The sequence below is a fragment of the Novosphingobium sp. MMS21-SN21R genome (assembly GCF_031846015.1).
GTDB lineage: Bacteria > Pseudomonadota > Alphaproteobacteria > Sphingomonadales > Sphingomonadaceae > Novosphingobium.
In genome coordinates this window covers 1,629,527-1,650,194 of sequence record NZ_JAVRDU010000001.1, presented here as the reverse complement: position 1 = coordinate 1,650,194, position 20,668 = coordinate 1,629,527, and the positions used below count along the sequence as shown (strand labels likewise).

General features: G+C 61.1%; 20 protein-coding genes. 4 read left to right on the top strand and 16 right to left on the bottom strand.

What is annotated here, in order from left to right:
• Nucleotides 1–7 precede the first annotated feature (7 nt).
• The 8 genes from RM192_RS07995 to RM192_RS07960 form a co-directional block, all read right to left on the bottom strand.
• Nucleotides 8–658, bottom strand: a complete 651-nt coding sequence (locus RM192_RS07995; RefSeq protein WP_311507012.1) for a TetR/AcrR family transcriptional regulator — start codon at nt 656–658, stop codon at nt 8–10.
• Nucleotides 659–733: 75 nt separating this feature from the next.
• Nucleotides 734–1,834: a 3,4-dihydroxy-2-butanone-4-phosphate synthase gene (gene ribB, locus RM192_RS07990; RefSeq protein ID WP_311507011.1), complete on the bottom strand. Its 1,101-nt coding sequence runs from the start codon at nt 1,832–1,834 to the stop codon at nt 734–736.
• Between the two features lies 1 nt (nt 1,835).
• The gene (locus tag RM192_RS07985; RefSeq protein WP_311507010.1) at nt 1,836–2,627 is read right to left on the bottom strand and encodes a DUF2889 domain-containing protein; all 792 of its coding nucleotides are present in this window, start codon (nt 2,625–2,627) and stop codon (nt 1,836–1,838) included.
• A gap of 6 nt (nt 2,628–2,633) precedes the next feature.
• The gene (locus RM192_RS07980; protein WP_311507009.1) at nt 2,634–3,164 is read right to left on the bottom strand and encodes a flavin reductase family protein; all 531 of its coding nucleotides are present in this window, start codon (nt 3,162–3,164) and stop codon (nt 2,634–2,636) included.
• 1 nt (nt 3,165) lies between these two features.
• Nucleotides 3,166–3,936, bottom strand: a complete 771-nt coding sequence (locus tag RM192_RS07975; protein WP_311507008.1) for an enoyl-CoA hydratase-related protein — start codon at nt 3,934–3,936, stop codon at nt 3,166–3,168.
• A gap of 2 nt (nt 3,937–3,938) precedes the next feature.
• Nucleotides 3,939–4,775, bottom strand: a complete 837-nt coding sequence (locus RM192_RS07970; RefSeq protein ID WP_311507007.1) for an enoyl-CoA hydratase-related protein — start codon at nt 4,773–4,775, stop codon at nt 3,939–3,941.
• Between the two features lie 5 nt (nt 4,776–4,780).
• Nucleotides 4,781–5,242, bottom strand: a complete 462-nt coding sequence (locus RM192_RS07965) for a nuclear transport factor 2 family protein (protein ID WP_311507006.1) — start codon at nt 5,240–5,242, stop codon at nt 4,781–4,783.
• A 102-nt stretch (nt 5,243–5,344) separates the two neighbouring features.
• The gene (locus RM192_RS07960; RefSeq protein ID WP_311507005.1) at nt 5,345–5,860 is read right to left on the bottom strand and encodes a nuclear transport factor 2 family protein; all 516 of its coding nucleotides are present in this window, start codon (nt 5,858–5,860) and stop codon (nt 5,345–5,347) included.
• Nucleotides 5,861–5,956: 96 nt separating this feature from the next.
• Here RM192_RS07960 and RM192_RS07955 point away from each other — a divergent pair, with 96 nt between their 5' ends.
• Nucleotides 5,957–6,616 (top strand): carboxymuconolactone decarboxylase family protein, encoded by a 660-nt coding sequence (locus RM192_RS07955; protein ID WP_311507004.1) that lies wholly within the window; start codon nt 5,957–5,959, stop codon nt 6,614–6,616.
• On the opposite strand, the gene RM192_RS07950 is transcribed toward RM192_RS07955, so the two are convergent.
• The 4 genes from RM192_RS07950 to RM192_RS07935 all read right to left on the bottom strand — a co-directional run bounded on the left by RM192_RS07950 (nt 6,617) and on the right by RM192_RS07935 (nt 11,361).
• On the bottom strand, nt 6,617–7,876 hold the full coding sequence (locus RM192_RS07950; RefSeq protein ID WP_311507003.1) for a cytochrome P450: 1,260 nt from the start codon (nt 7,874–7,876) through the stop codon (nt 6,617–6,619).
• An 18-nt stretch (nt 7,877–7,894) separates the two neighbouring features.
• Nucleotides 7,895–8,980: a zinc-binding dehydrogenase gene (locus RM192_RS07945; protein WP_311507002.1), complete on the bottom strand. Its 1,086-nt coding sequence runs from the start codon at nt 8,978–8,980 to the stop codon at nt 7,895–7,897.
• An 80-nt stretch (nt 8,981–9,060) separates the two neighbouring features.
• Nucleotides 9,061–10,161, bottom strand: coding sequence for an LLM class flavin-dependent oxidoreductase (locus RM192_RS07940; RefSeq protein ID WP_311507001.1), 1,101 nt, complete (start codon nt 10,159–10,161; stop codon nt 9,061–9,063).
• A gap of 45 nt (nt 10,162–10,206) precedes the next feature.
• A complete protein-coding gene (locus RM192_RS07935; RefSeq protein ID WP_311507000.1) occupies nt 10,207–11,361 on the bottom strand; it encodes an LLM class flavin-dependent oxidoreductase in 1,155 nt (384 codons plus the stop codon).
• Nucleotides 11,362–11,522: 161 nt separating this feature from the next.
• On the opposite strand from RM192_RS07935, the gene RM192_RS07930 reads away from it, so the two are divergent.
• Complete coding sequence (locus RM192_RS07930) at nt 11,523–11,891, top strand: VOC family protein (protein ID WP_311506999.1); 369 nt, start codon at nt 11,523–11,525, stop codon at nt 11,889–11,891.
• Between the two features lie 119 nt (nt 11,892–12,010).
• Here the strand turns inward: RM192_RS07930 and RM192_RS07925 are convergent, their stop codons facing one another.
• A complete protein-coding gene (locus RM192_RS07925; RefSeq protein WP_311506998.1) occupies nt 12,011–14,452 on the bottom strand; it encodes a TonB-dependent receptor domain-containing protein in 2,442 nt (813 codons plus the stop codon).
• Between the two features lie 110 nt (nt 14,453–14,562).
• Nucleotides 14,563–15,687 (bottom strand): LLM class flavin-dependent oxidoreductase, encoded by a 1,125-nt coding sequence (locus RM192_RS07920; protein ID WP_311506997.1) that lies wholly within the window; start codon nt 15,685–15,687, stop codon nt 14,563–14,565.
• Between the two features lie 181 nt (nt 15,688–15,868).
• On the opposite strand from RM192_RS07920, the gene RM192_RS07915 reads away from it, so the two are divergent.
• Nucleotides 15,869–16,528 (top strand): TetR family transcriptional regulator, encoded by a 660-nt coding sequence (locus RM192_RS07915; RefSeq protein WP_311506996.1) that lies wholly within the window; start codon nt 15,869–15,871, stop codon nt 16,526–16,528.
• A gap of 6 nt (nt 16,529–16,534) precedes the next feature.
• Here RM192_RS07915 and RM192_RS07910 read toward each other — a convergent pair whose 3' ends face one another.
• Nucleotides 16,535–16,942, bottom strand: a complete 408-nt coding sequence (locus RM192_RS07910; protein WP_311506995.1) for a nuclear transport factor 2 family protein — start codon at nt 16,940–16,942, stop codon at nt 16,535–16,537.
• 207 nt (nt 16,943–17,149) lie between these two features.
• On the opposite strand from RM192_RS07910, the gene RM192_RS07905 reads away from it, so the two are divergent.
• Nucleotides 17,150–17,896 carry a glucose 1-dehydrogenase gene (locus RM192_RS07905; protein WP_311506994.1) on the top strand — a complete coding sequence of 249 codons (747 nt, stop codon included), beginning with the start codon at nt 17,150–17,152 and terminating at the stop codon, nt 17,894–17,896.
• Nucleotides 17,897–17,980: 84 nt separating this feature from the next.
• On the opposite strand, the gene RM192_RS07900 is transcribed toward RM192_RS07905, so the two are convergent.
• Complete coding sequence (locus tag RM192_RS07900) at nt 17,981–20,509, bottom strand: cation-translocating P-type ATPase (protein WP_311506993.1); 2,529 nt, start codon at nt 20,507–20,509, stop codon at nt 17,981–17,983.
• Between the last annotated feature and the right edge of the window lie 159 nt (nt 20,510–20,668).

Genomic DNA, 20,668 nt, shown 5'->3' with positions numbered 1-20,668 from the left:
ATGGCGCCTAGCGCTTCTGCATGCCGCTGAAGAAGATCTCGCAGAACGAGTCCGAGATTTCCTGCGCGGAATGCGTACCGCCAGGCTGATACCAGCGGTGCGTCCAGTTTAGCATCCCGAACACCGCGTTGGCTGCGACCGAAACGGCAATGTCCGAGCGCATTTCACCCTTGGCGATAAGTTCGCTGATCAGGCTGAGCACGATCCGCTCGAACGTGCGAGTCTTGGCCACGATCCGCTGCGCCCATGCGCTTTTCTCGCCGGTAACCCGGCTCATCTCTTCCTGAATGTAGACGTACATATGCGGGTAGTACTGGTCATAGGCCGACATCAGCTGGGTGATGACTGCACGCAGTTTTTGCGCTGATTCCAGCGTCTCATCGGCGAAAATGGCTTCACACGCCGCGATGTTGGCTTCGACGCCAACACGCAGGCATTCGCGGAACAGCTCTTCCTTGCTGCCGAAGTAGTAATAGACGGTGGCGCGATCGAGCCCGGCCTTGTGGCCGATTTCCGCCAGTGTCGTCGCCTTGAAACCATGGGCCTTGAACTGCCGCCCCGCAATCTCGACCAGTTCGGCACGCTTCGCCAGATAGTCGGTGCTGCCTTCTTCGAGCGCGGATTTGCGGCGCTTTGAAATGTTGCTCGTCGTTACCATGGCGTGACGCGTATCGACCTCCGCCCCTGATGACCAGCGGTTTTGCGCGACATCGGGCCTCGTCCGCCCAAGCCATCAGCCTTCGACAATGGCCCGGCGATCCACGATTTCGAGGCCGAACCCTTCTAGCGCGGCCATTTTCCGGCTGCTGGAAGTCAGCAGCGCCATCCGCTCGACGCCGAGGTCCTTGAGGATCTGCGCGCCGATGCCGTAATCACGGTCGCTTGAAAGCCGTGCATACTCCCCGCGCCCGCCCATGACCCGGCGCGAGATCGAGGCACGATCGGGATCCTGCACGAACACTGCCACGGCCGGACCATCGTGCCCCGCCATCTGGCGCAGGGCCGCAGGCACATAGTCGGGGTGGGCATTGCGATAGCCGAGCAGGTCGGCGGTCAAATCGAACTGGTGCACCCGGACCAGCGTATCCACACCTGGCCGGATATTGCCCTGCACCAGCGCGACATGTTCGCAATTGTCGACCAGATCGCGATAGACGTGAATCGTGAAACTGTCGCCGTAGTGGCTGTCGAACGGCCCGCTTGCAACGCGTTCGACGAGTGTCTCGGTCTTGCGGCGCCATGCGATCAGATCGGCGATCGTGCCGATCTTCATGCCGTGTTCGGCCGCGAAAGGCACGAGATCGGGCAGCCGTGCCATCGTCCCATCGGGGTTCATCACTTCACAGATCACGCCAGCGGGGATCAGTCCCGCCAGCCGTGAAATGTCGACTGCCGCCTCGGTGTGCCCCGGTCGTACCAGCACGCCGCCGTCGCGCGCGACGAGCGGAAACACGTGCCCCGGCGAGACGAGATCACGCGCGCCGCTCTGCGCATTGACCGCAACCGAAATTGTCCGGGCACGGTCGAATGCCGAAATCCCGGTGGTCACACCTTCGCGCGCCTCGATCGAAACTGTAAACGCCGTACCGTGGCCCGAACGATTGTCGCTCGACATCGGCGAAAGTTCAAGATCACGCGCACGCTGGGCAGTAATCGCAAGGCAGATCAGCCCGCGCGCATGGATCGCCATCTGGTTGATGCGGTCGGGCGTGGCGAACTGGGCGGGCACGATGATGTCGCCTTCATTCTCACGGTCGTCTGCATCGACCAGGATGAACGGGCGCCCATTGCGAGCCTCGTCGATGATTTCATCGATGGTGGCAATCGCGGTCATCTCATGCTCCTCTTTTTATGTATTCTTGCGCGGCCTTGAAGCGGGGCGGAAAGCCTTCGCTCATGTCGCGGACATAGCCTGTGTTGTCGAATGCCGTTTCGAAGGCGGCACCGCTGAAACTGTAGCACGCGCCTTGCCGCGCAGGCTCTTCCGAAACACGCCGCGGCTGCGGTCCATCGACAATATACGCCCTGCCACGCGCCACGAAAACCGCCATTTGCGCTATCCGCCACAAGTCTGCCTCGGCGGGCGAAAACCGATCCTGCACCCAGCGCGTGAAGCCGCCGAACAGGCTCTTTCCGCGATGTTCTACCGGCTCGGCAATGATCTCGTCATGCAAAACCCATTCTAGAGCCACTGCGCCGTCAACCTCCACGGTCAAACGCTGATGGCGGGCCTCGTCACGGTCGGTCAGCGAAACTTCGACTGTCTGCGCGCGGTCGCCCCGCGCCATCCAAGATAGGCCCAACCGGGCAAGATCAACCAGATGCGTGCATTGTCCGCCCCGCTCGTCGCTCGTCAAAGACGGCGGCGTTCCGTCGGCAGGCATGCCGCGCAGCGATCCCAAGGCAGCAGTCGCCCCCGGGCAACTCGTCTTGGGGAACCGGTCCATCCGCGCGTGGACGTCGGCGATCACCCCGCCTTCCACAAACAGCGCCACGCTCATTTCGTGGAAGTCGTCGAGCACCGCCACCTGGATGCCGTTACCCCAAGCCGAAAAGCTGATCCGCCGCCTGAAGATTCCACTGCCATACGCCGGATTGGGCGGATAGTGACCGAGATTGGCAGACACCTGCCTTCAACCTGCGGCGTCGAAGCGCCCGTAAGCACCCCTGAAGAACAGCAGTGGACCAACCGCGCGCTCAACCGCGAGCGATTGCACACGGCCCAGGACGATCGTATGATCGCCCGCGTCAATCTCCGCCTCGATGGTGCATTCGATATGCGCAACGACATTATCGAGCAAAGGCATACCCAGCTCGGAAATGCGGTGCGACACACCCTCGAACTTGTCGCCACCGCGCGATGCGAACTGGCGGCACAGCTCGACCTGATCCTCCGCCAGCACATTCACGCAGAAGTGGCCGCATGCGCGCACTTGCGGCCAACTGCTCGATTTGCGATCGGGGAAAAAGGCGACGAGCGGCGGGTCTAGCGAAACAGACGTGAAGCTGCCCACGACCAGCCCGGCTGCCTCGCCGTCCTGGCTGCAGCCGGTGATGACGCACACGCCTGTCGGATAATTGCCAAGGACGGAACGGAAGTGCCCCGGATCGATCTCGACCCGGATGTCCGTTTCGCCTGGCTCCGTTGCGCCTTCCCCGCTCATGTCAGCGCCCCGTCCACACCGGCTTGCGGCGCTCAGCACCGGCCAGTTCACCTTCGCGCTTGTCGCTGCTTTCGGCGTACTGCTCGATCTCCTCGAAGCGCGACATCAGCGCAACCTCGAGCGGATGGCCCAGACGGCCCAGCGCAGCGGCTTTGGCTGCCTGATTGGCGAGCGGAGAGGCCGCGTTGATCTTGTCAGCCCACTTCTGCGCAGTGGCGGCGAGATCAGCAAACGGCACGACCTCGTTCACCAGCCCGAAGCGTTCGGCCACGTCGGCCTTGATGCGCTCGCCGGTCAGGATCATCGCCATCGCAATATGGTGCGGCAACTGGCGCATGGCGCGGTGGACAACGCCGCATTCGCCAATGATGCCAACCTTGGTTTCAGGCAGACCGAACTGGGCGGTTTCGGCGGCGACGATGATGTCCGCGCACATCGCCAGCTCGAACCCGCCGCCGACGCAGAATCCCTGCACCGCAGCGATCAATGGCTTTTTAAGCGTGACCAGCGGACCGCCGATACCGGTCAAGCCGCCGCCCAGCGCCATGCGCGTCTTGCGCTCGGCACCGCCAGAAACGTCGGCGCCGATGCAGAAGCCCTTCTCGCCCTCGGCCGAAAGGACCGCGCACCAGATGTCAGGATCAGCGTTGATCGTATTCCACGCGTCCAGCAGCAGGTCATCCATTTCCTGGGTGATCGCGTTCAGGCCCTGCGGGCGGTTCAGGCGGACATGCGCGACATGCCCTTCGATGGTGAATTCTACGTCTGCCATGTCTACTCCTTCGGCGCGACGAGCGGGCTCGTCGGCGCAACCTTGAATTGCTGGATGACGGCCTTGAGGCCTTGTTCCTTCATGCGCTGCCGCACTTCGAGCACCGCCGGTGCCAGGTGCAGCAATGCGTCGATTTCCGCGATGCCGGACAGCGCCTGCCTGAAGCCTGCAGCCTCCGTAGCGCGATTGATCGACAGCTTCTTGAGACGCAGCACGTCGGGCGGCGTCATTGCGATGCGTTGCGCCAGCGATCGCACCGCCGGAATCAGATCAGCCGCAGGCACGCAGTGGTTCGCCCAGCCCCAGGTCACCGCAGTCGGGCCGTCGATCCAGTTGCCCGGCACGAACGCGAATTCCTTGGCGCGCTTGGGACCGACAAGACTGACCCAGGTCGGCGCGATGAAGCCGCCGCCGATAGGGATCGTCGGCTCCCCGATGCGCACGTCGTCCGCCACGATCGTGATGTCGGTAAACACGCACATCTGCGCCGCCGCAGCGAGGCAGAAGCCGTGCACCGCAGCGATCACCGGCTTGGGATGATCCCACATCAGCAGCCAGCGATCGACATTGGCACGCAGTCGCGCATGGTCGCCCATCGGATCGGCAGGGCCGCTGTCGCCCGCGCCGTAGCTGCCCAGATCCATGCCCGCGCAAAAGCCCTTGCCCTCGCCGCGAATGGCAATGACCGGCGCGCCTTCGTGCTTCAAACGTTCAAGCGCGTGGGCGAATTCGTCGAGCAGTTGCGGCGACAATGCGTTCGCCGCCTCGGGCCGATCGAGCACGATCCAGCTGAGCGCCTCTTCGTGCTCGATCCGGATCGTGGCATATTCGCCCGCCATTGCGATTACTCCACGCGGCCGATGGGGTTCGATGCCCGGACGTGATAATCCGTGGTCATGACGGTCTTCAAGATACGCTTCTTGAACTTCCACTGGCCGTCCTGCTTGACCACGACATCGTGGTACTGGCCATAGAGAATGCCGTCTGGACGCTCCTTGGTGTAGCGGTGTATCGCCAGCACGGCAGCGCGCAAGGTGGCTTCGCTGTCGCTCACCCAGTCGATCACGATGTTCGATACATGGTGCGATGTGCCGCGGAAAAAGGTGCCGATGCCGTCGAGCGTCTTGGCATAATCCTCGATGCCGGTAGCGCCGAAGTTGGGCGCATAACTGACTTCACAATCATCGACGAACAACTCGATCATCTTCTCGGGCATGTTCATGTCGAGATAGTAGGCATAGTCGAACACGATCCGCTCGATCGCGCGTTCCTCGACGATCCGGTCCAAAGCGTTTGCATGATCCACGATGTCTCTCCTGTTGCATTGGCCGGGTTTCCCCTGCCGAACTCGCGCTTCGCAGCGCTCAATAATTCAACGCAAGCGTTGACGATTCACTCAAAAAAAATGTCACCCGTCCCGCGCTCTCGGAAAGTCCGAAGGCAACGGATCGGCACCCGGCCACCGCACGTTCAGCGCAGTGGTCAAGGAACTGGTGGCTTCGGACCACGGTGCAATGTGCACGACCTTCATCGCCCGCACTGCGATCCGCCACCGGCCATCCTCGCGCTCGTAACGGTCGATATAGCGGACGGCGCCGAAATAGGTCGCTTCGCCCAGCCCGAGCTCCAGATGCGCGCACACCATGCCGTCGGCTGTGTCTGCGCCGGTAAAACCAATGTGCACATAGTTGGGGGTATGCACCGTCTGCCCCATACCGGCCCGTGCCGCCTTGATCAGCGCCACAATGCCGTCCCGGCCTGCAGCATCCTCGAATCCTGAAGCTTCGAACCGCGCATTGCGCGTGAAACACTGCGCCATCAAGGCATAGTCATCATCGTCAGACGCGCGGAAGTACACCGCGACCAGATCCTGAATGGCGGCTCTGTCTTCAAGTATTCCGATGCGCTCTTCCAGCGTCGACACGTTCCGACTCCCTCTCACACAATCCATATGAGCAACGGCCACGATCCAGTCAACACATAAGTTGACAGAAGCGCAATGCTTGGCCAAAGTCCGGGAATGACCGCAATTTCCGTCGCCGCATTGCGCGCTGAAGCCGAAGACCTGACCCGTGGAATTGCCGATGGCGAACCACTCGATGCGCTCAGTGCGGCGCTGGTGACACTCGCCGTGAGTGCGTCTGTAACCGCACTTGGCCGCGCCCAGATCGATGCAGCAATTGCCGAGTGTTTCAATGCCGGCGCGGCAGTCGCGCAAGTGCAGGAAATTCTTGCTCTTACCTCCGGCCTTGGCGTCCACACCCTGATGGTGTCGGCATCCTCAGTGCTTGCAGCCGCTAGCGCACGTGGCCTGATCGATGGCGAAGCCCCGTTCGATGCCGTACAGAAGGCGCTGTGGGACCGCCACGTTGGCACCGATCCTTTCTGGACCGGCTTCTCCGCCGAATTACCGGGCTTCCTCGAGGCCATGCTGCGGCTTTCGCCCGACATCTTCACCGGCTTCTTCGAATATTGCGCGATCCCCTGGCGCAGTGGTACGGTCCGCGCACGTGTCAAGGAACTGGCAGCGCTCGCCTGCGACGCTGCGCCGAGCCACCGCTTCCGCCCAGGCTTCCGCGTCCACCTCCACAACGCCATCGCACTGGGCATCGGCCGCCGCGCGATCATGCAGGCACTGGATATCGCCGCCGCGGCACCGGAGCACCGCGGCACCGATTGATCAACCAGCCTGCGGGACATCCCACACCAGTGGAACGTTCTCCACTGCCGCGACAATCCCCGAATGATAGACCGGATTGGCCCCAGGCGCGAGGCTGAACTCCGGAATCTGGCGGATCCATTCCTGCAGCGTGACCGTGGCCTCCAGCCGGGCCAGATGCAGACCTGCACAGCGATGCGGCCCACCGCCGAACGTGCTGTGCTGCGCCGTCTTGCGTTCCCAATCGAGATCCCACGGATCGACATGCACATCTGCGTCCAGACCGTGGAGCGCGGTGGGCAGCAGGATCATGTCGCCCTTCTTGAGGTCCACGCCGCAGAATGTGAGGTCGGTCGCAACCATCCGCGCGTCCGACACCACCGGGAACCGGCGGAACAGTTCTTCAACGCCGCGACGCAATTTCAATTCGTCCTCGCGAATTTCCGCTACCTTTTCCGGGTGCCGGGCAAGGTAGATCATCGAGAAGCTGAGGAAATTGACGACCGTATCAAGCCCGCCCAGCAGGAGCAGCGAGATCAGCCCCACCGCCTTTTCGTGCGGCATGGGCTCACCGTTGATCGACCCGTTGACCATGACCGAAATGAGATCGGTACCATCCTTGCCGCGCCGTTCACGAATGATCGGATCGACATAGGCATCGAAGCCCTTGTTGGCGGCATCAAGAGTTGCGGCCATTTCCTCGGGCGAATTGCCGGCAGGACGAGTCATGTCCTTGGCGAAGACGGCCAGCTTGGGCACGTCCGACATCGGCAGGCCCGCCATCGCCATGAACACCTTGACCGGAAACACGTTGGCGTATTCCGCAGCAAAATCGCACTGTCCCTTGGCAACCAGCGGTTCGATCAGGTCGATCGCCGCCTGGCGCACCTTCTCTTCCATCTTGCGGATCTGTGCAGGGTTCAGTCCTGTATCGAGTAGCTTGCGATAGGGCGTGTGCTCGGGCGGATCCATCCGCGTTGGCACCATGCCATACTTCTCGCCGGCTTCCTTGGGCAGGAAGATGACCTCGCTCGAAAACCTGGAAGGATCGCTGTAGACCTCCCTGATCACTTCGCCGCGAGTAGCCACCCAATGCCCGCCCGTCAGCGGGGTCCAGACCAGCCCGGGGGTGTCGGGCGTCTGCAGGGCCTTCCACGCTTCGTGAAAGCCCTGTTCGATGCCATCGAGGGCATACATGTCGATGTCCCGGACTCGCGCCTCGGGGACATGGACCGGGCGTTCTGCACGAACGCGGTTATCGGCGACAGTTGCTTGAACCATGGGTCGTCCTTCGTTCAGTCAGTTGATTTCGGGGTCGATGACGGCCTTGATCACCGCACCCGCTGCTGTTGCCTCCAGCGCCTCCAGCGCCTGCCCGACGCCGAAGCGATGGCTGACGATCTCGGCCAGCGGGTACTCGCCGTTCAGCCGCGCCGCCAGATGGAGCGCCTGATGGTAGTGTTTGGGCTTGGGGAACGTCGCCCCGGCAATCGTCAGGTTCTTGAGCGTCAGGTCGCGCGGGGAAATAGGCTGCGTGCCAATGGCGCCCCACAGCCCGAGGATGATGTAGCGTCCGTGATTGCCGGCAATGTCCACGCCTTCGGGAAATGCCTGGAGCACGCCTGCCGCTTCGACAACGACGTCGGGACCGTTGACCGAAACGCGGTCATAGATCTGCCTGCGCCGTTCTTCTGCCGGATCCTTGAGTGAAACGGTTGCCGTCGCACCCAGCGCCTTGGCAATCGCAAGGCGGTTCTCGTGCATGTCCACCGCGATGATCTCACGCGCACCGGAGAGCTTCGCTACAAGGATTGCCGAAAGACCGACCGGCCCCGCGCCCTGCACTACAACCGTGTCGCCCATGCGGATTTGTCCGCAGCGATCAAAGCCGCGCAGCACCGTCGGCAGCGCGCAGCCAAGCGCGATCACTGCATCGACCGACGCACCATCGGGCAGGCGGAAAAACGCTAGGCCGTTGGGCAGACAAGCAAAATCGGCGTAACTGCCCCAGTTCGGCTTTTCTGCGTGTTCGAAGAACTGCGAATTGTCGCACGGCGTCTCGTCCAGCACGGTGCAACTGTGGCAGCGATGGCACAGCGCGATCGGCGCCCAATAGACAAGGTCGCCCGGCTTTACCGCAACGCCCGCATAGTCGGTCGTGACACCCGGCCCCAACTTCTCGATCCGGCCGACGCCTTCGTGGCCCAGGATGATCGGAAAGGGCATTATCCCTGCTTCGCCCGACAAGATGTGGACATCGCTGCCGCACACCCCGCCCGCCACGATACGCACCAGCGCGCCGCCCGGCTCGGGATCGAACACCGGAACATCCCAGGTTTCAATCCGGTTGGGTTCAACCAGGACACATGCTCTTGCACTGCTCATTTCTCAGGTCCTCTCCACGGTCCGGCGATGAACAATCCGGCGCTCTTCAAGGCACCGTCATCGGGCATCGCCGGCAGGGCTTAGTTCGGCATTCGCACGTTGGGACAAACCTCGGTCGCCAGTCGGCGCAGCGATTCTTCCCACGGCTTGGGATCGTCGAGGCTATCATGCTGATTGGCCACGATTTGCCCCCAGCCGCCTACCGCATCGGCGAGCTTTTCCAGCTTTTCGATGACGGTTTCAGGCGATCCGCACAGGATCACGTGTTCGATCAGAAAGTCTTCGTCGATAGCGTCTGGGGTTATGTCGATACCACTGTCGTAGATGATCCCGTCAAACAGCCCGAACTTGACGTAGATCTCTTTCAGATACTTGTGCCAGGTCTGCATCATCCCGGTCTGGCGGACCAAGCGCTTTGCCTCGGCATCAGTGTCGGCAATGAAGATGTCGCGACACACGCGGTAACGCTTGCGGTCGGGCGTGTGGCCCTTCGAAATCATCGCGTCGGACCAGGTATCCCAGTGCGCCTTCATCTGCGGCGTGCCGCCGAAGAACGAAATCGGCGAGTAGTCGCGTTCACCCGCAAACTTCATCGACGACGACTTCTGCGAAAGGCCCGTCACTGCAATTTCCAGTGCCGCACGCCCGCCATATGGTCCGTTGTTCGCGATCTCGACGTTGTATTCGGGCATGGTGTCTGGGCCGGGGAAGCCTGCCTGATAGTACTTGCCCTTTTCGAGGAAAGGCTTGCCCTCCCATACGCGCTCCATCAGTCCGAGCGCTTCAAGCTGGCGGGGCGGCAGTTCGAAGATGTTGTCAAAGCCGTGCAGGATCGCGTCGGTGTGGTGCCCGCCCGGAGCCACGCCAAGGAAGTAACGACCTTCCATGACCTGACTGAGCCAGCCGATCCGGATCGCGAGCGTTGCCGGATCATGGTAGGGCAGCAAGTGGGCCATCGGGGCAAAACGGATCTGCTTTGTCGTCTGCGCACAGGCCGCGATGATCGCTTCGGGCATGGGAATGTTTTCCCAGCCAAGTGTGTAGTGCTCACCGATCATGAAATCGGCGAAACCCGCCTCGTCAGCGATACGCGCAATATCGACCGCCCAGTCGAACACCTGACGCGGCGTCCGGCTAGGGGGATTGTAGGGCGTCATGAAGATACCGCACTGCATGGACATTACATTCTCTCCCGGAGATTGTGTCTTCTGACTCATCCAGTCAAATCAGACGTACACGCCTTCTGCGTTCTTCGTGGAGAAGCGCGGCGCTACCTTGCTGATGAACTGATCCAGTTCTTCCTTGTTTTCCTCGGGCTCAAGGTGGCCCTGCCCGAACATCAGGAACAGTTCGTCGAAGCCCAGACGGTCCTGCGCCCGGGCGATCTGGTCAGAAATCTCGTCAGCCGATCCGATCAGCACGTTTGGCGGACGCTGGCCCAGCGGGATGAACCATTCGTCCCAGAACCACATGTGCTCTTCCATCAGCTTGGCCGCACGATCCTTGTCGTCGGTCAGCATCAGGAAACCGCCCCAGGCCGATGCCTGCGTGTTGGTCACCTCGCGCTCTACCTTTGCGGCAGATGCGATGTACCGGTTGTTCAGCGATTCACAGAAATCGAGATTGTCCGACAGCACGATCAGCTTGCCGCCCTCTTCCGCCCAGAAATCGATGGTCCGGCCCGAAGCGGCAAAACCGCCATAGATCGGGGGATGCGGGTCCTGATAGCATTTGGGAGCAATGCCGATCTGACGAACGATGCCGTCGGCGTCCTGCCCCTTGCCATACTTGGCATAGGCGGGGTGCCCGGTTGAACCACCGTTCGGCGGGAATTCCCAATTTTCGCCCTTGTGGCTGAAAACGTCGCTGGTCCAGGCCTTCTTGACGACGCGAACGCCCTCTTCGAACATCGAGCGGTTGCGAGCATCCTGCTCGTCACGGGCTTTGACATTGTCGGGGGTCGTCGCGCTGACGCCTTCCTTGGCGGCGTAACTATCAACCCAGCGGGCATGATAACCGCGGGTGAAGCCGCAATACATCCGGCCTTGCAGCATGTGATCGAGCGTTGCGATCTCTTCAGCCACGCGCACCGGATTGTGTGTGGTCATGGTGTAACCCATGATTCCGGCTTTCATGCGCTTGCTGTTCTGCCCCACAAACAGGCTGAACATCCCAGGATGGTTGTTAGCTTCAAAGCCCTCGATCTGAAGGTGGTGTTCGGGCTGGCAATAACCGTAAAATCCAAGGTCGTCGGCCAGCTGAACATATCCCCGAACTTCTTCGAGAAACCGCTGATACAGGTCATTGCGCTGCCCGGCCATGCCGGCCTCGATCTCATGGCGGCGCCCCACGACACCGGTCTGCATCAGGTGGAATTTCATCGCCTCAATCCCCATCACTCTTATCAACACCAACGTTGATACGTGGTCGGAGCTCGGCTTGTCAATGGCGATCCGGGACGCCGCGCAACTTAATCAACTTTAGTGTTGACGCAGCGTCACAAGGCTTGCCTCGCAGCGCCAACCGTCGCAGTTCATTGGCTATGGAAATCTCCGGAATCGATCACGTCGTCGTCAAGGTTACGGACCTTGAGCGTTCCATAAGGTTCTACTGCGAGATTCTGGGCTGCATGCTCGAATGGCGCAGGGACGAAATCTCGCTGGCGCATCTGCGAGTCGGGCAGTCCTTCGTCGATCTGCTGGCGGGCCCGCCCCTGCCCGAAAGCCCTGCGCGCAACATGGACCACCTATGCCTGACCGTGAAGGATTTCGACGTCGACACGGTGCGCGCCCACCTTCTTGCCCATGACGTCGAAATCGGGTCCGCTGCCGAACGGTTCGGTGCGTCAGGTTGGGGCCAGTCGCTCTATCTCGTCGATCCCGATGGCAACGGGCTCGAACTACGCGGCTAGTTGGATATGACATTATGCCTGAATCAAAAAATGCTGCGGTGAAAGCCGCAGCATTTTTGTTTCCGTAGGCTCTATCATCACCGGCACTTTCATGCCGGTGATGATAGTCTTTCAAGCGATCAGAACTTGACCGAGAGTTCAGCACCAAACGTGCGTGGTTCACCCGGATAGGCGGTGTTGACGCCATTCGATGCACCAAGCGCGTACCCCGAAACATAGTAGGTATTCTTGGTCAGGTTGCGCACGAACAAGGCAGCGGAAACCTGGCTTTCCATGATTTCCTTCCAGTTCAAGCGCATCGCCAGCGTCGAATAGCCCTTAAGCTTCGTTCCCGGAGTCGACGTACCGTCGGTGTTCGAGAAGAAGAAGCTCGACTGCTTGTAGTAGTCGGCGCGCAGGCTGATCTTGCCGATATCTGCCGGAACCGGGAACTTGATCTCGGCATTGGCAGACCCTGCCCACTTCGGAGCGTCCGGGTAGGAGTCAACCAGCAGCGTGCCCACGAACGGAATTGGCACAGTGCGCTTGGTATACCGGGCGTCGGTATAGGCAAGGTTGAACCCGACATCGAGCCAGGACGTCAGACCGGCAAAGGCGTCGACTTCGAAGCCCTTCGTCTCGGCCTGCGGCACGTTGACGGTGAAGCCCGCCGGTGCACCGCCGACGATCGCGTAAAGCGCGCGCTGGGCGTCCTTCACGATGATCTTGTACGCCGCCACGTTGAACTGGACCGGCATCGACCCGAGCCTGCCGTTGAACTTGTAGCCCAGTTCGAAGTCATGGACCTTCTCGTTCTTGAACAGGTTGGCCGCCTTACCCGTCAACGGATCGGTGAACGGAGCCACCGTGCCGTTGAGATTGCCCGAACGGAAGCTGCCGCGCTGGTTGAAGTAGACCATGTTGTTCGGATCGATCTGGTACTGCAAGCTGGCAGTCCATGCCGGAGCCGAAAGCTTCGTGCTCTGGTCTGCCGCTGCCGAGTTTGGATCGACGCCGAAGACATTGCCTGCTGCCTGCCGGATGCCCACCGTTTCCCAAGTGTAACGCCCGCCGAGCGTAGCGGTGAGCTTGTCGGTCACCTCGTAGCTGAACTGCGCAAAGACGGCCTTGGATGTCTGCCGGTTGCGATAGGCGTAGGAGATGTCGGCAATGCCGCCGGGAACGACGTCTGCGCCGATGTTGATCGGGATGATTTCGAACCGCTTCTGGTTCGAATAGAACACACCCGCCGTGTAGTTCAGCCTGCCATCAGCCGTTTCGCCCTGCAATTGCAGTTCGTTGCTGTAGGTTTCCGACTTGAAGGTCTGGCCGCCCGGCGCACCGGTTGCATTGATCCCGGCCAGCTTGAACAGCCACAGCGAACCGAAAGGACCGCCTCCCAGATTGCCCGGGGTGCGCGAATTGCCCTTCATGTAGCTGAAGATGTTCTTGATCTTCGCGTTGCTGCCAACTTCGATTTCGGTCGTGTTGGAAACAAACGTGTTCTCGGCGCGGTGCGGGAGATCGTACTGCAGGAACACCTTGTAGGGGTTAGCGCGCGAGAACTTGGTGTAGCCCTCGACAGCACCCGGGAAGAAGCCGGGACCAGCCGGACCGTCGTTCGCACTGTAGATCGCAGCCAGCGTGTTGGACAGCATCGTGCCCGTGGTATTGGGTGTATGCGTGGTGCCATCGCTGATGAACTGGGTCGACGGATCGCCCGGTGTGGTCGGCAGCGAGTAGTAGTTGAAGATGCCGCCGACGCCTTCACTGCCCCGGACCCGGTCATGCTGGAAAACCGTGACGTTCTTGATCGTCTCGGTCGGCGTGAACAGGATGGTGGCGCGGCCCGAACGGCTGTTCTTGTCGCCCAGCGTGTTGCCGGTGTTGATGTTGGTGACGTAGCCGTTGCCGCGGGTGGCATCGAATGCCAGACGGATGGCCAACTTGTCCTTGACGATCGGCAGATCGACGGCAGCCTGCATCTGGCCAAACTCGCGCGAAGCACCGCGCAGGATCACATAGCCGCCAAAATCGTCGCCCGGCATCGGCGTGGTGTAGAGCACCGCGCCGCCCGTTGCATTGCGTCCGAACAGCGTGCCCTGCGGCCCCTTCAGGACCTGGATCGAGCCAAGGTCGAAGAACGCCGTTGCGGTGTTGCCGGGGTTATAGGGCGCTTCATTGAGATATGGCAGAACGGCGGGGCTGGTGCCCGAGAACGGATCAAGCGACTGCCCGCGCATCGAGTAGCTGAGCTGGTTTGAATTCTGGCCGTTCTTGACCTGAAGGCCCGGAACCAGCGTGCCGACGTCCTGCTCGCTGGCAATGTTGCGCGTCTGCAGCGCTTCTGCGCCATAAGCAACGACCGACACGGGGACCTTGGACAGTTTTTCCTCGCGGCGCTGCGCGGTCACGACAATGTCCTGCGTGGTGACTTCGTCGGCGGCCTGTTCCTGCGCTGCCTGCGCGAAGACCGGCGTGGCCAGAGCAGCAACGATTACTGCAACCGCACTGGCGCTCCCGCGCAACAAGCCACTTTTCCGCGCGCCAAACGCACGGACGCCATCTGAAAACCGAACCATATCCCTTCTCCCATTTTATGTTATCGAAAAACTCAGCTTCCGATGCGTTTGCTGCGCAACACTCGCGCAGCAAACACACAAGATCTTCAATTGGACTTCAGCAGATCACCTCAGGCGTCGACCAGCTTGGCGCCAGGAACCTTGACGCGAGGCGCCACTTCCTTCGAAATCAGTTCAAGCGATTTGAACCACGCCGAAGGATCGTCGTAATAATCGTGCGCTTCGACCTGAAGCGTGCCCCAGCCGCCAGTCTGTTCGAACAGATGGTTCAGCTTGTCGACCACCGTGTCAGGCGATCCGACAACAAAGACCTTGTCGACCAGGAACTCGAGATCGATGTCGAGCGAGTCGACCCCGTTGTCCTTGGCGAAGCCGTCCATCATGCCGAAGCGGCGCCAGATCGGGATGAGATAGCGGTCGAAACAGTAGCCGATCGGACCTTCCATCACGAGCCGCTTTGCCTCGGCATCGGTGTCAGCGCAGAACACCGTCTGCGACACAGCGTGGCGCTGGCGGACGGGCGTGAAGCCAGCCTTGATGTTGGCTTCGGAATAGATTTCCCAGTGACGCTTCAGAGCATCAAGTCCGGAATAGATCGATACAGGCTTGAAGTTGCGCTCACCCGCCAGCTTCATCGACGGCGAGTTGGCACTGAACCCGGTCACGGCAAATTCGGGGAAGCCCCCGCCGTAAGGCGAATAGTCCGCGAGCATGTGCTGCTCGTCCTCTTCAGTCACCGCCGGTTCTTCTTCAGGGAAGCCCGCGCTCCAGAACTTGCCTTCATAGAAGAACGGTTCGCGCTTCCAGATCTTTTCCATGATGAACAGCGATTCACGCACCATCTCGTTGAGGAAGGTGGTTTCGGTGTTCTTGATCCCGTGGATGTACGAAGCGAGCGGATAAGCGCCTGCCCCGATTCCCATGAAGTAGCGGCCTTCAAGGATCTGCGAGAGCCAGCCCACGGTCATGGCGAGCTTGGCTGGATGCTGGTGCGGCAGAATGTGTGCCATCGGCGCAAAGCTGATGGTTTCAGTCTGCAGCGCGGCCGCAGCAATGATCAGTTCGGGGTTGGGAATGTTTTCCCAGATCTGCGAGGCGTGCTCGGAGATCATCATCGACGTGAACCCGATCTTGTCGCAGTGAACCGCGCTGTCCACGCCCCACTGGAACGTCTGACGCGCTGTGCGACCCGGGCGCATGTAAGGGTGAAAAATGAGGCCGGTTTCCATCGTCATTTCAACTCTCCCAAGGCTTTTGATTTAAGCCATGTGGCTTAGATGCCTCTGGTGGGCTCTTTCGTCAAGCCCATTCAACACAGCCGTTGACGAAAATCAACACTCTCGTTGACCACTTTCGCGAATTCTCCCCATTCACCACTGTCTTGACCTGCATGTCACTCTATCCCAAGTGGCTTAAATGACCGTACGAACTGCACAAACCCACACTCCGGCCATCAGCCCTGCACCCGACGGGCCAAAAGTGGCTCTCATCCTTGCAGCAGAAGTAATTTTTGCACGCGACGGAATTGAGGGCGCATCATTGCGGGAGATCGCCGCGCAGGCTGGTCAGCGCAATCATCACGCCGTCCAATATCATTTCGGATCGCGCGATTCGCTCGTCCAGGCCATCTTCGATTACCGCATGGACCAGATGGAAAGTGCCCGCGGCACCATGCTGGCAGCCGCCAACGCCAACAACCGCTTGTCGGATCTTCGCACGATCGCCGAGATCATCTTTCGTCCACAGATCGAGCTGATCGACGAGTTCGGCGATCATTCCTATGCCGGTTTCCTCACCGCTTACCTGTTACGGTATCAGACCCGGCGGTTCGGCCAGTTCGGGGAACGGGTGGCACCCAACCTGGCCCGCACGCTGGTTTTGCTGCGCGCTTGCATCGGTACCTTACCGGAAATTGTGGCGCAGCGCCGGCTGGTCACCGCCTGCTTCATGTTCCTCAACATCCTCGTGATCCACACCCGTGACAGTGCGGCCCAAGGTGAGCCGTTCGAAGACGCCGTGCAGGATACGCTGGGCCAGATCGTCGCCGCATTGGCAGCACCAACGCAGGCAACCTGAACAACCTCAACCGAAAAACGTGTCCTTGGCGTGCTGCGTGTCCATATATTCGCGCACTTCACAAACCTTGCCGTCGCGAACGCTGACGAGAAAATGATACTGCGGCTCGTAAGTGCGGCCATCGGTCAATTCGGCAAATCCGGTGGCCTCGACCGCCACCTTGTCACCTTCCGCGATCATGGAAACGGGGGTGATGGTCAGGCTGCCTGATTTATAGATGGCCTTGGCGCCTTCTACCAAGGGACCGAAGCTCGCCTTGTCATAGCGGCCCGACATGCCTTCCAGCTTGCCCGACACCCACCAGCCGCCATCGTCCGCCATGGCGTTCAGCAGCGCTGGCACGTCTCCACTCGAAAAAATCTCAAAAAATCGCGCTACGACAGCCTTGTTCTCATCAGCCACCAATTGAGTCATCGTCCTGCCTCTCTTATTGGGACATGTCCGGTCAGAGCCTGTCCGAACCTCTCCAAACCCTTGTTGCGCCAGCGTGCTAACCCAGCGCCTGCCATATTGTAAACGATAGTGTTGACTACACAGCCGCCTTTCAACAATAACGTTGACTGCAACGCGAAGACCGACGGCCAGAGATGCTCGACGGCTCGCAACACCGGAGAGACTGAAATGGGTAAACTTGATGGCCGCACCGCGATTGTCACCGGCGCATCGCGCGGGATGGGATCATCACACGCACGCCGCTTCATCGCCGAGGGCGCAAAGGTCGTTCTGACCGATCTGCGGTCCGACACCGGTGACGCTCTGGCGCGTGAACTCGGCCCCAACGCAAAATTCATCGAACACGACGTGACCAGCGCAGCAGACTGGGAGCGGGTCGTCGCCGCTGCCGAAGATTTCTTCGGCCCGATCAACGTGCTGGTCAACAATGCCGGCATTCTCGGTGTGATGGCCAAGACAGCCGATGTTTCGGAAGCCGATTACCACAAGGTCTGCGAAGTGAACCAGCACTCGGTCTACCTCGGCATGCATGCGGTGATTCCCTCAATGTTGAAAGGCGGTCGCGGTTCGATCGTCAACATTTCGTCCATCGCAGGCCTCGTTGCCAACTACGGCTTCCCAAGCCTCGCCTATGTCGCCAGCAAATTCGCCGTGCGCGGCATGACCAAGGCTGCCGCTGTAGAATACGGCCCTGACAACATCCGCGTGAACTCGGTACATCCGGGCTTCATCATGACCCCGATGATGGTCGAGGCAACCGACGAAGGCGGCGGCGACGCGCTGCAGCAGATCCCTCTGCGCCGCATTGCTGAGCCGGAAGAAGTCTCGAACCTCGTCCTGTTCCTGGCGTGCGACGAATCCAGCTACATCACTGGCGCAGAGCACGTGATCGATGCCGGAATGACCGCACAGTAATTGCGGAGACAAATCTGATCAAAATCGGCAATGTGGCGGTGGGGCAATACTGGCCTCGCCGCCATATCTGCCTGCCTACATGCGTCATCTGTCTGCAGATCTAACGCGGTTTGCGATCGCCTTGCGCAGCACCAGTTTGCAGCCTTCGAGTAACAGCAGCAGCGCCCCGCCAAGGCCTGCAGCCAGGGCCATGTCGCCCCACGAAATCGAGCCGAACTTCAGCAATGCTTGGGCCTGCGGAAGGTACAGGATCAGCGCCGTCACCGCGGCGATGGCCACCAGCACATAGAGCAGTGCCGAATTGCGCCGAGCAACCGCTTGTACCAGCGATGCGCCGAACGACCGGTTGACCAGGATCAGGCTGACGATCTGAGCGATCAGTGCAAAGAACATGAGCGCGCGCAGCTCCGCTTCCGGCATGCCCGCAAGTGTCTTGAGCCAGTAAACGGCGCCCAGAAGCGCGAATGCGACGCCCCCCTGAAACACGCTCCATGCAATCATCGAGAATGAAAAAAGCGACTCATCGGGATCGCGCGGGGGGCGTTCCATGATGTCGCGCTCCTCGCGCTCCGCTTCGAATACCAGCGCGCAGACCGGGTCGATCACCATTTCCAGCAACGCGATATGGATCGGCCCAAACAGGATCGGCAGGCCGAAGAACAGCGGGAGGAGCGCCAGCCCGGCAATCGGCACGTGCACCGCAAAGATGAATGCCATGGCCTTTCGAATATTGTCGTAAATCCGCCTCCCAAGCCGGACGGACTGGACGATCGAACCGAAATCGTCGTCGAGCAACACCATGGCGGAGGCTTCACGCGCCACATCTGTTCCGCGTTTGCCCATGGCGATGCCGATGTGCGCCGCCTTGATCGATGGCGCATCGTTGACGCCGTCGCCGGTCATCGCAACGATATCGCCGTTGGCCTTGAAGGCCTCGACGATGCGCAGTTTCTGGTCGGGCATGATCCGCGCGAACACGGTCGCGGAATTCACCTGCGTTGCCAGTTCTGCATCGCTCAGCGAGGTGATATCAGCGCCTGTGAGCACCTCTCCGTCGGCAATGCCCGCCTGCGCCGCGATGGACCGCGCCGTAGCGGCATGATCGCCGGTTATCATCACCACGCGAATGCCAGCGGCGCGGCATTCCGCCACTGCAGCGGGCACACTGGCACGGATCGGATCGGCGAGGCCCACCAGCCCGGCAAGCTGGTAGTGATAGTCCCGCTGCGTCTCGGGCCAGTTCCGGTCTGCAGGCACGCCCGTCGCCACGGCAAGCACACGAATGCCCCGCACCGCCATTGCCTCAACGGCGCCGTTCACGGCGGCGAGCGCTGCGGGCGTCAGGTTGCACAGCCCCGCGATGGCCTCCGGCGCGCCCTTGGCGGCAAGGCGCAACGCCCCGCCTTCATCCCATATGTTCGCCATTGCCAGCAGGTTGGGATGCAGGGGATAAGTATGAACCAATGCACCCTGAACCACTGCAATCGCCGGTCTGGCCGCGCGCGCACGATGCAAGGCCAGGTCCATGGGGTCGGTCGGATCGGGCGCACTGGCCATCGCTGCCGTCTCGATCAGGCCGTCAAAGGCGCCCGGTATGGCACTGCCGGGTTCAACGTCGCACGCCTCGCCCGAGGGCAGCCACACCGCGCTCAGCGCCATGCGGTTTTCCGTAAGAGTACCCGTCTTGTCGGTGCAAAGCACGGTCGCCGATCCGAGGGTGTCGATCGCCGAAGCCCGCCGCGTCAGCACGCCGACTTTGCCGATGCGCCAGGCCCCCATGGCCAGGAATACGGTCAGGACCACCGGAAACTCTTCCGGCAGCATCGACATGCCAATGGCGATTCCGGCAAGCACCGCCTCGATCCAGCCGCCGCGCAGCAGCCCGAACAACAGCACGACCAGCAATGCCACTGCACCGCCACCAATCGCGCACCACCGCACGATCCGCACCGTCTCGCGCCGCAAGCGCGGCACTTCGCTATCAAGCGAAGCCAGCGATTGCCCGATCCTTCCGATTGCACTGCGAGGGCCAGTCGCCACCACTAGCGCAATCCCGCTGCCGCGGGTCACCAGAGTCCCGGCGAAGACCTGATCCGGCGTTGGCATTTCCGCGCCCTTGCCAACGGCGAGCGATTCACCGGTCAGCAGCGATTCGTCGACTTCGAGCTCCTTCGCTTCGCTCAATTCCGCATCGGCAGCGATACGGTCACCCTGCTCAAGCACCAGCATGTCGCCAGTCACGATCTCCCGCCCGGCAACGCGCAAATGCTCGCCATCGCGGATGACCAGTGCGCGGGGGGCAGACAGATCGCGCAGGGCCTCCAGTACATGTTCGGTGCGGCTCTCCTGAACCACCGTGACGATGATGGAGAAGCTGGCAAAACCCAGCAGGATAAGCGCTTCGGCAAGGCTGCCGAGCAGGAGGTAAGCGATACCGCCCACCAGCAGCAACGCCAGCATCGGTTCGCGCACCACTTCGGCGGCTATGCGCCAGACCGGGCGTTCCGTAGCGCGCGGCAACTCGTTGGGACCGTCGGCCTGCAAGCGCGACAGGGCTTCGGCGGCGGTAAGGCCGCGCTGCCTGATGGTGTCAGGCACCGTCGTGCGGAGCATGAATGGGCAAGTTGTCGATGGCGTCGATACCTTCTGGTCTCCCGCACTCGCGCGGCATGGCGCTGATCCCATTCATAACACGGATGTGCCGGAAGGTTTGGCAACCAGCTACAGAACTATCGGCGCGCGCTATCGGCGCAGGACTTGCAAATCATTTTC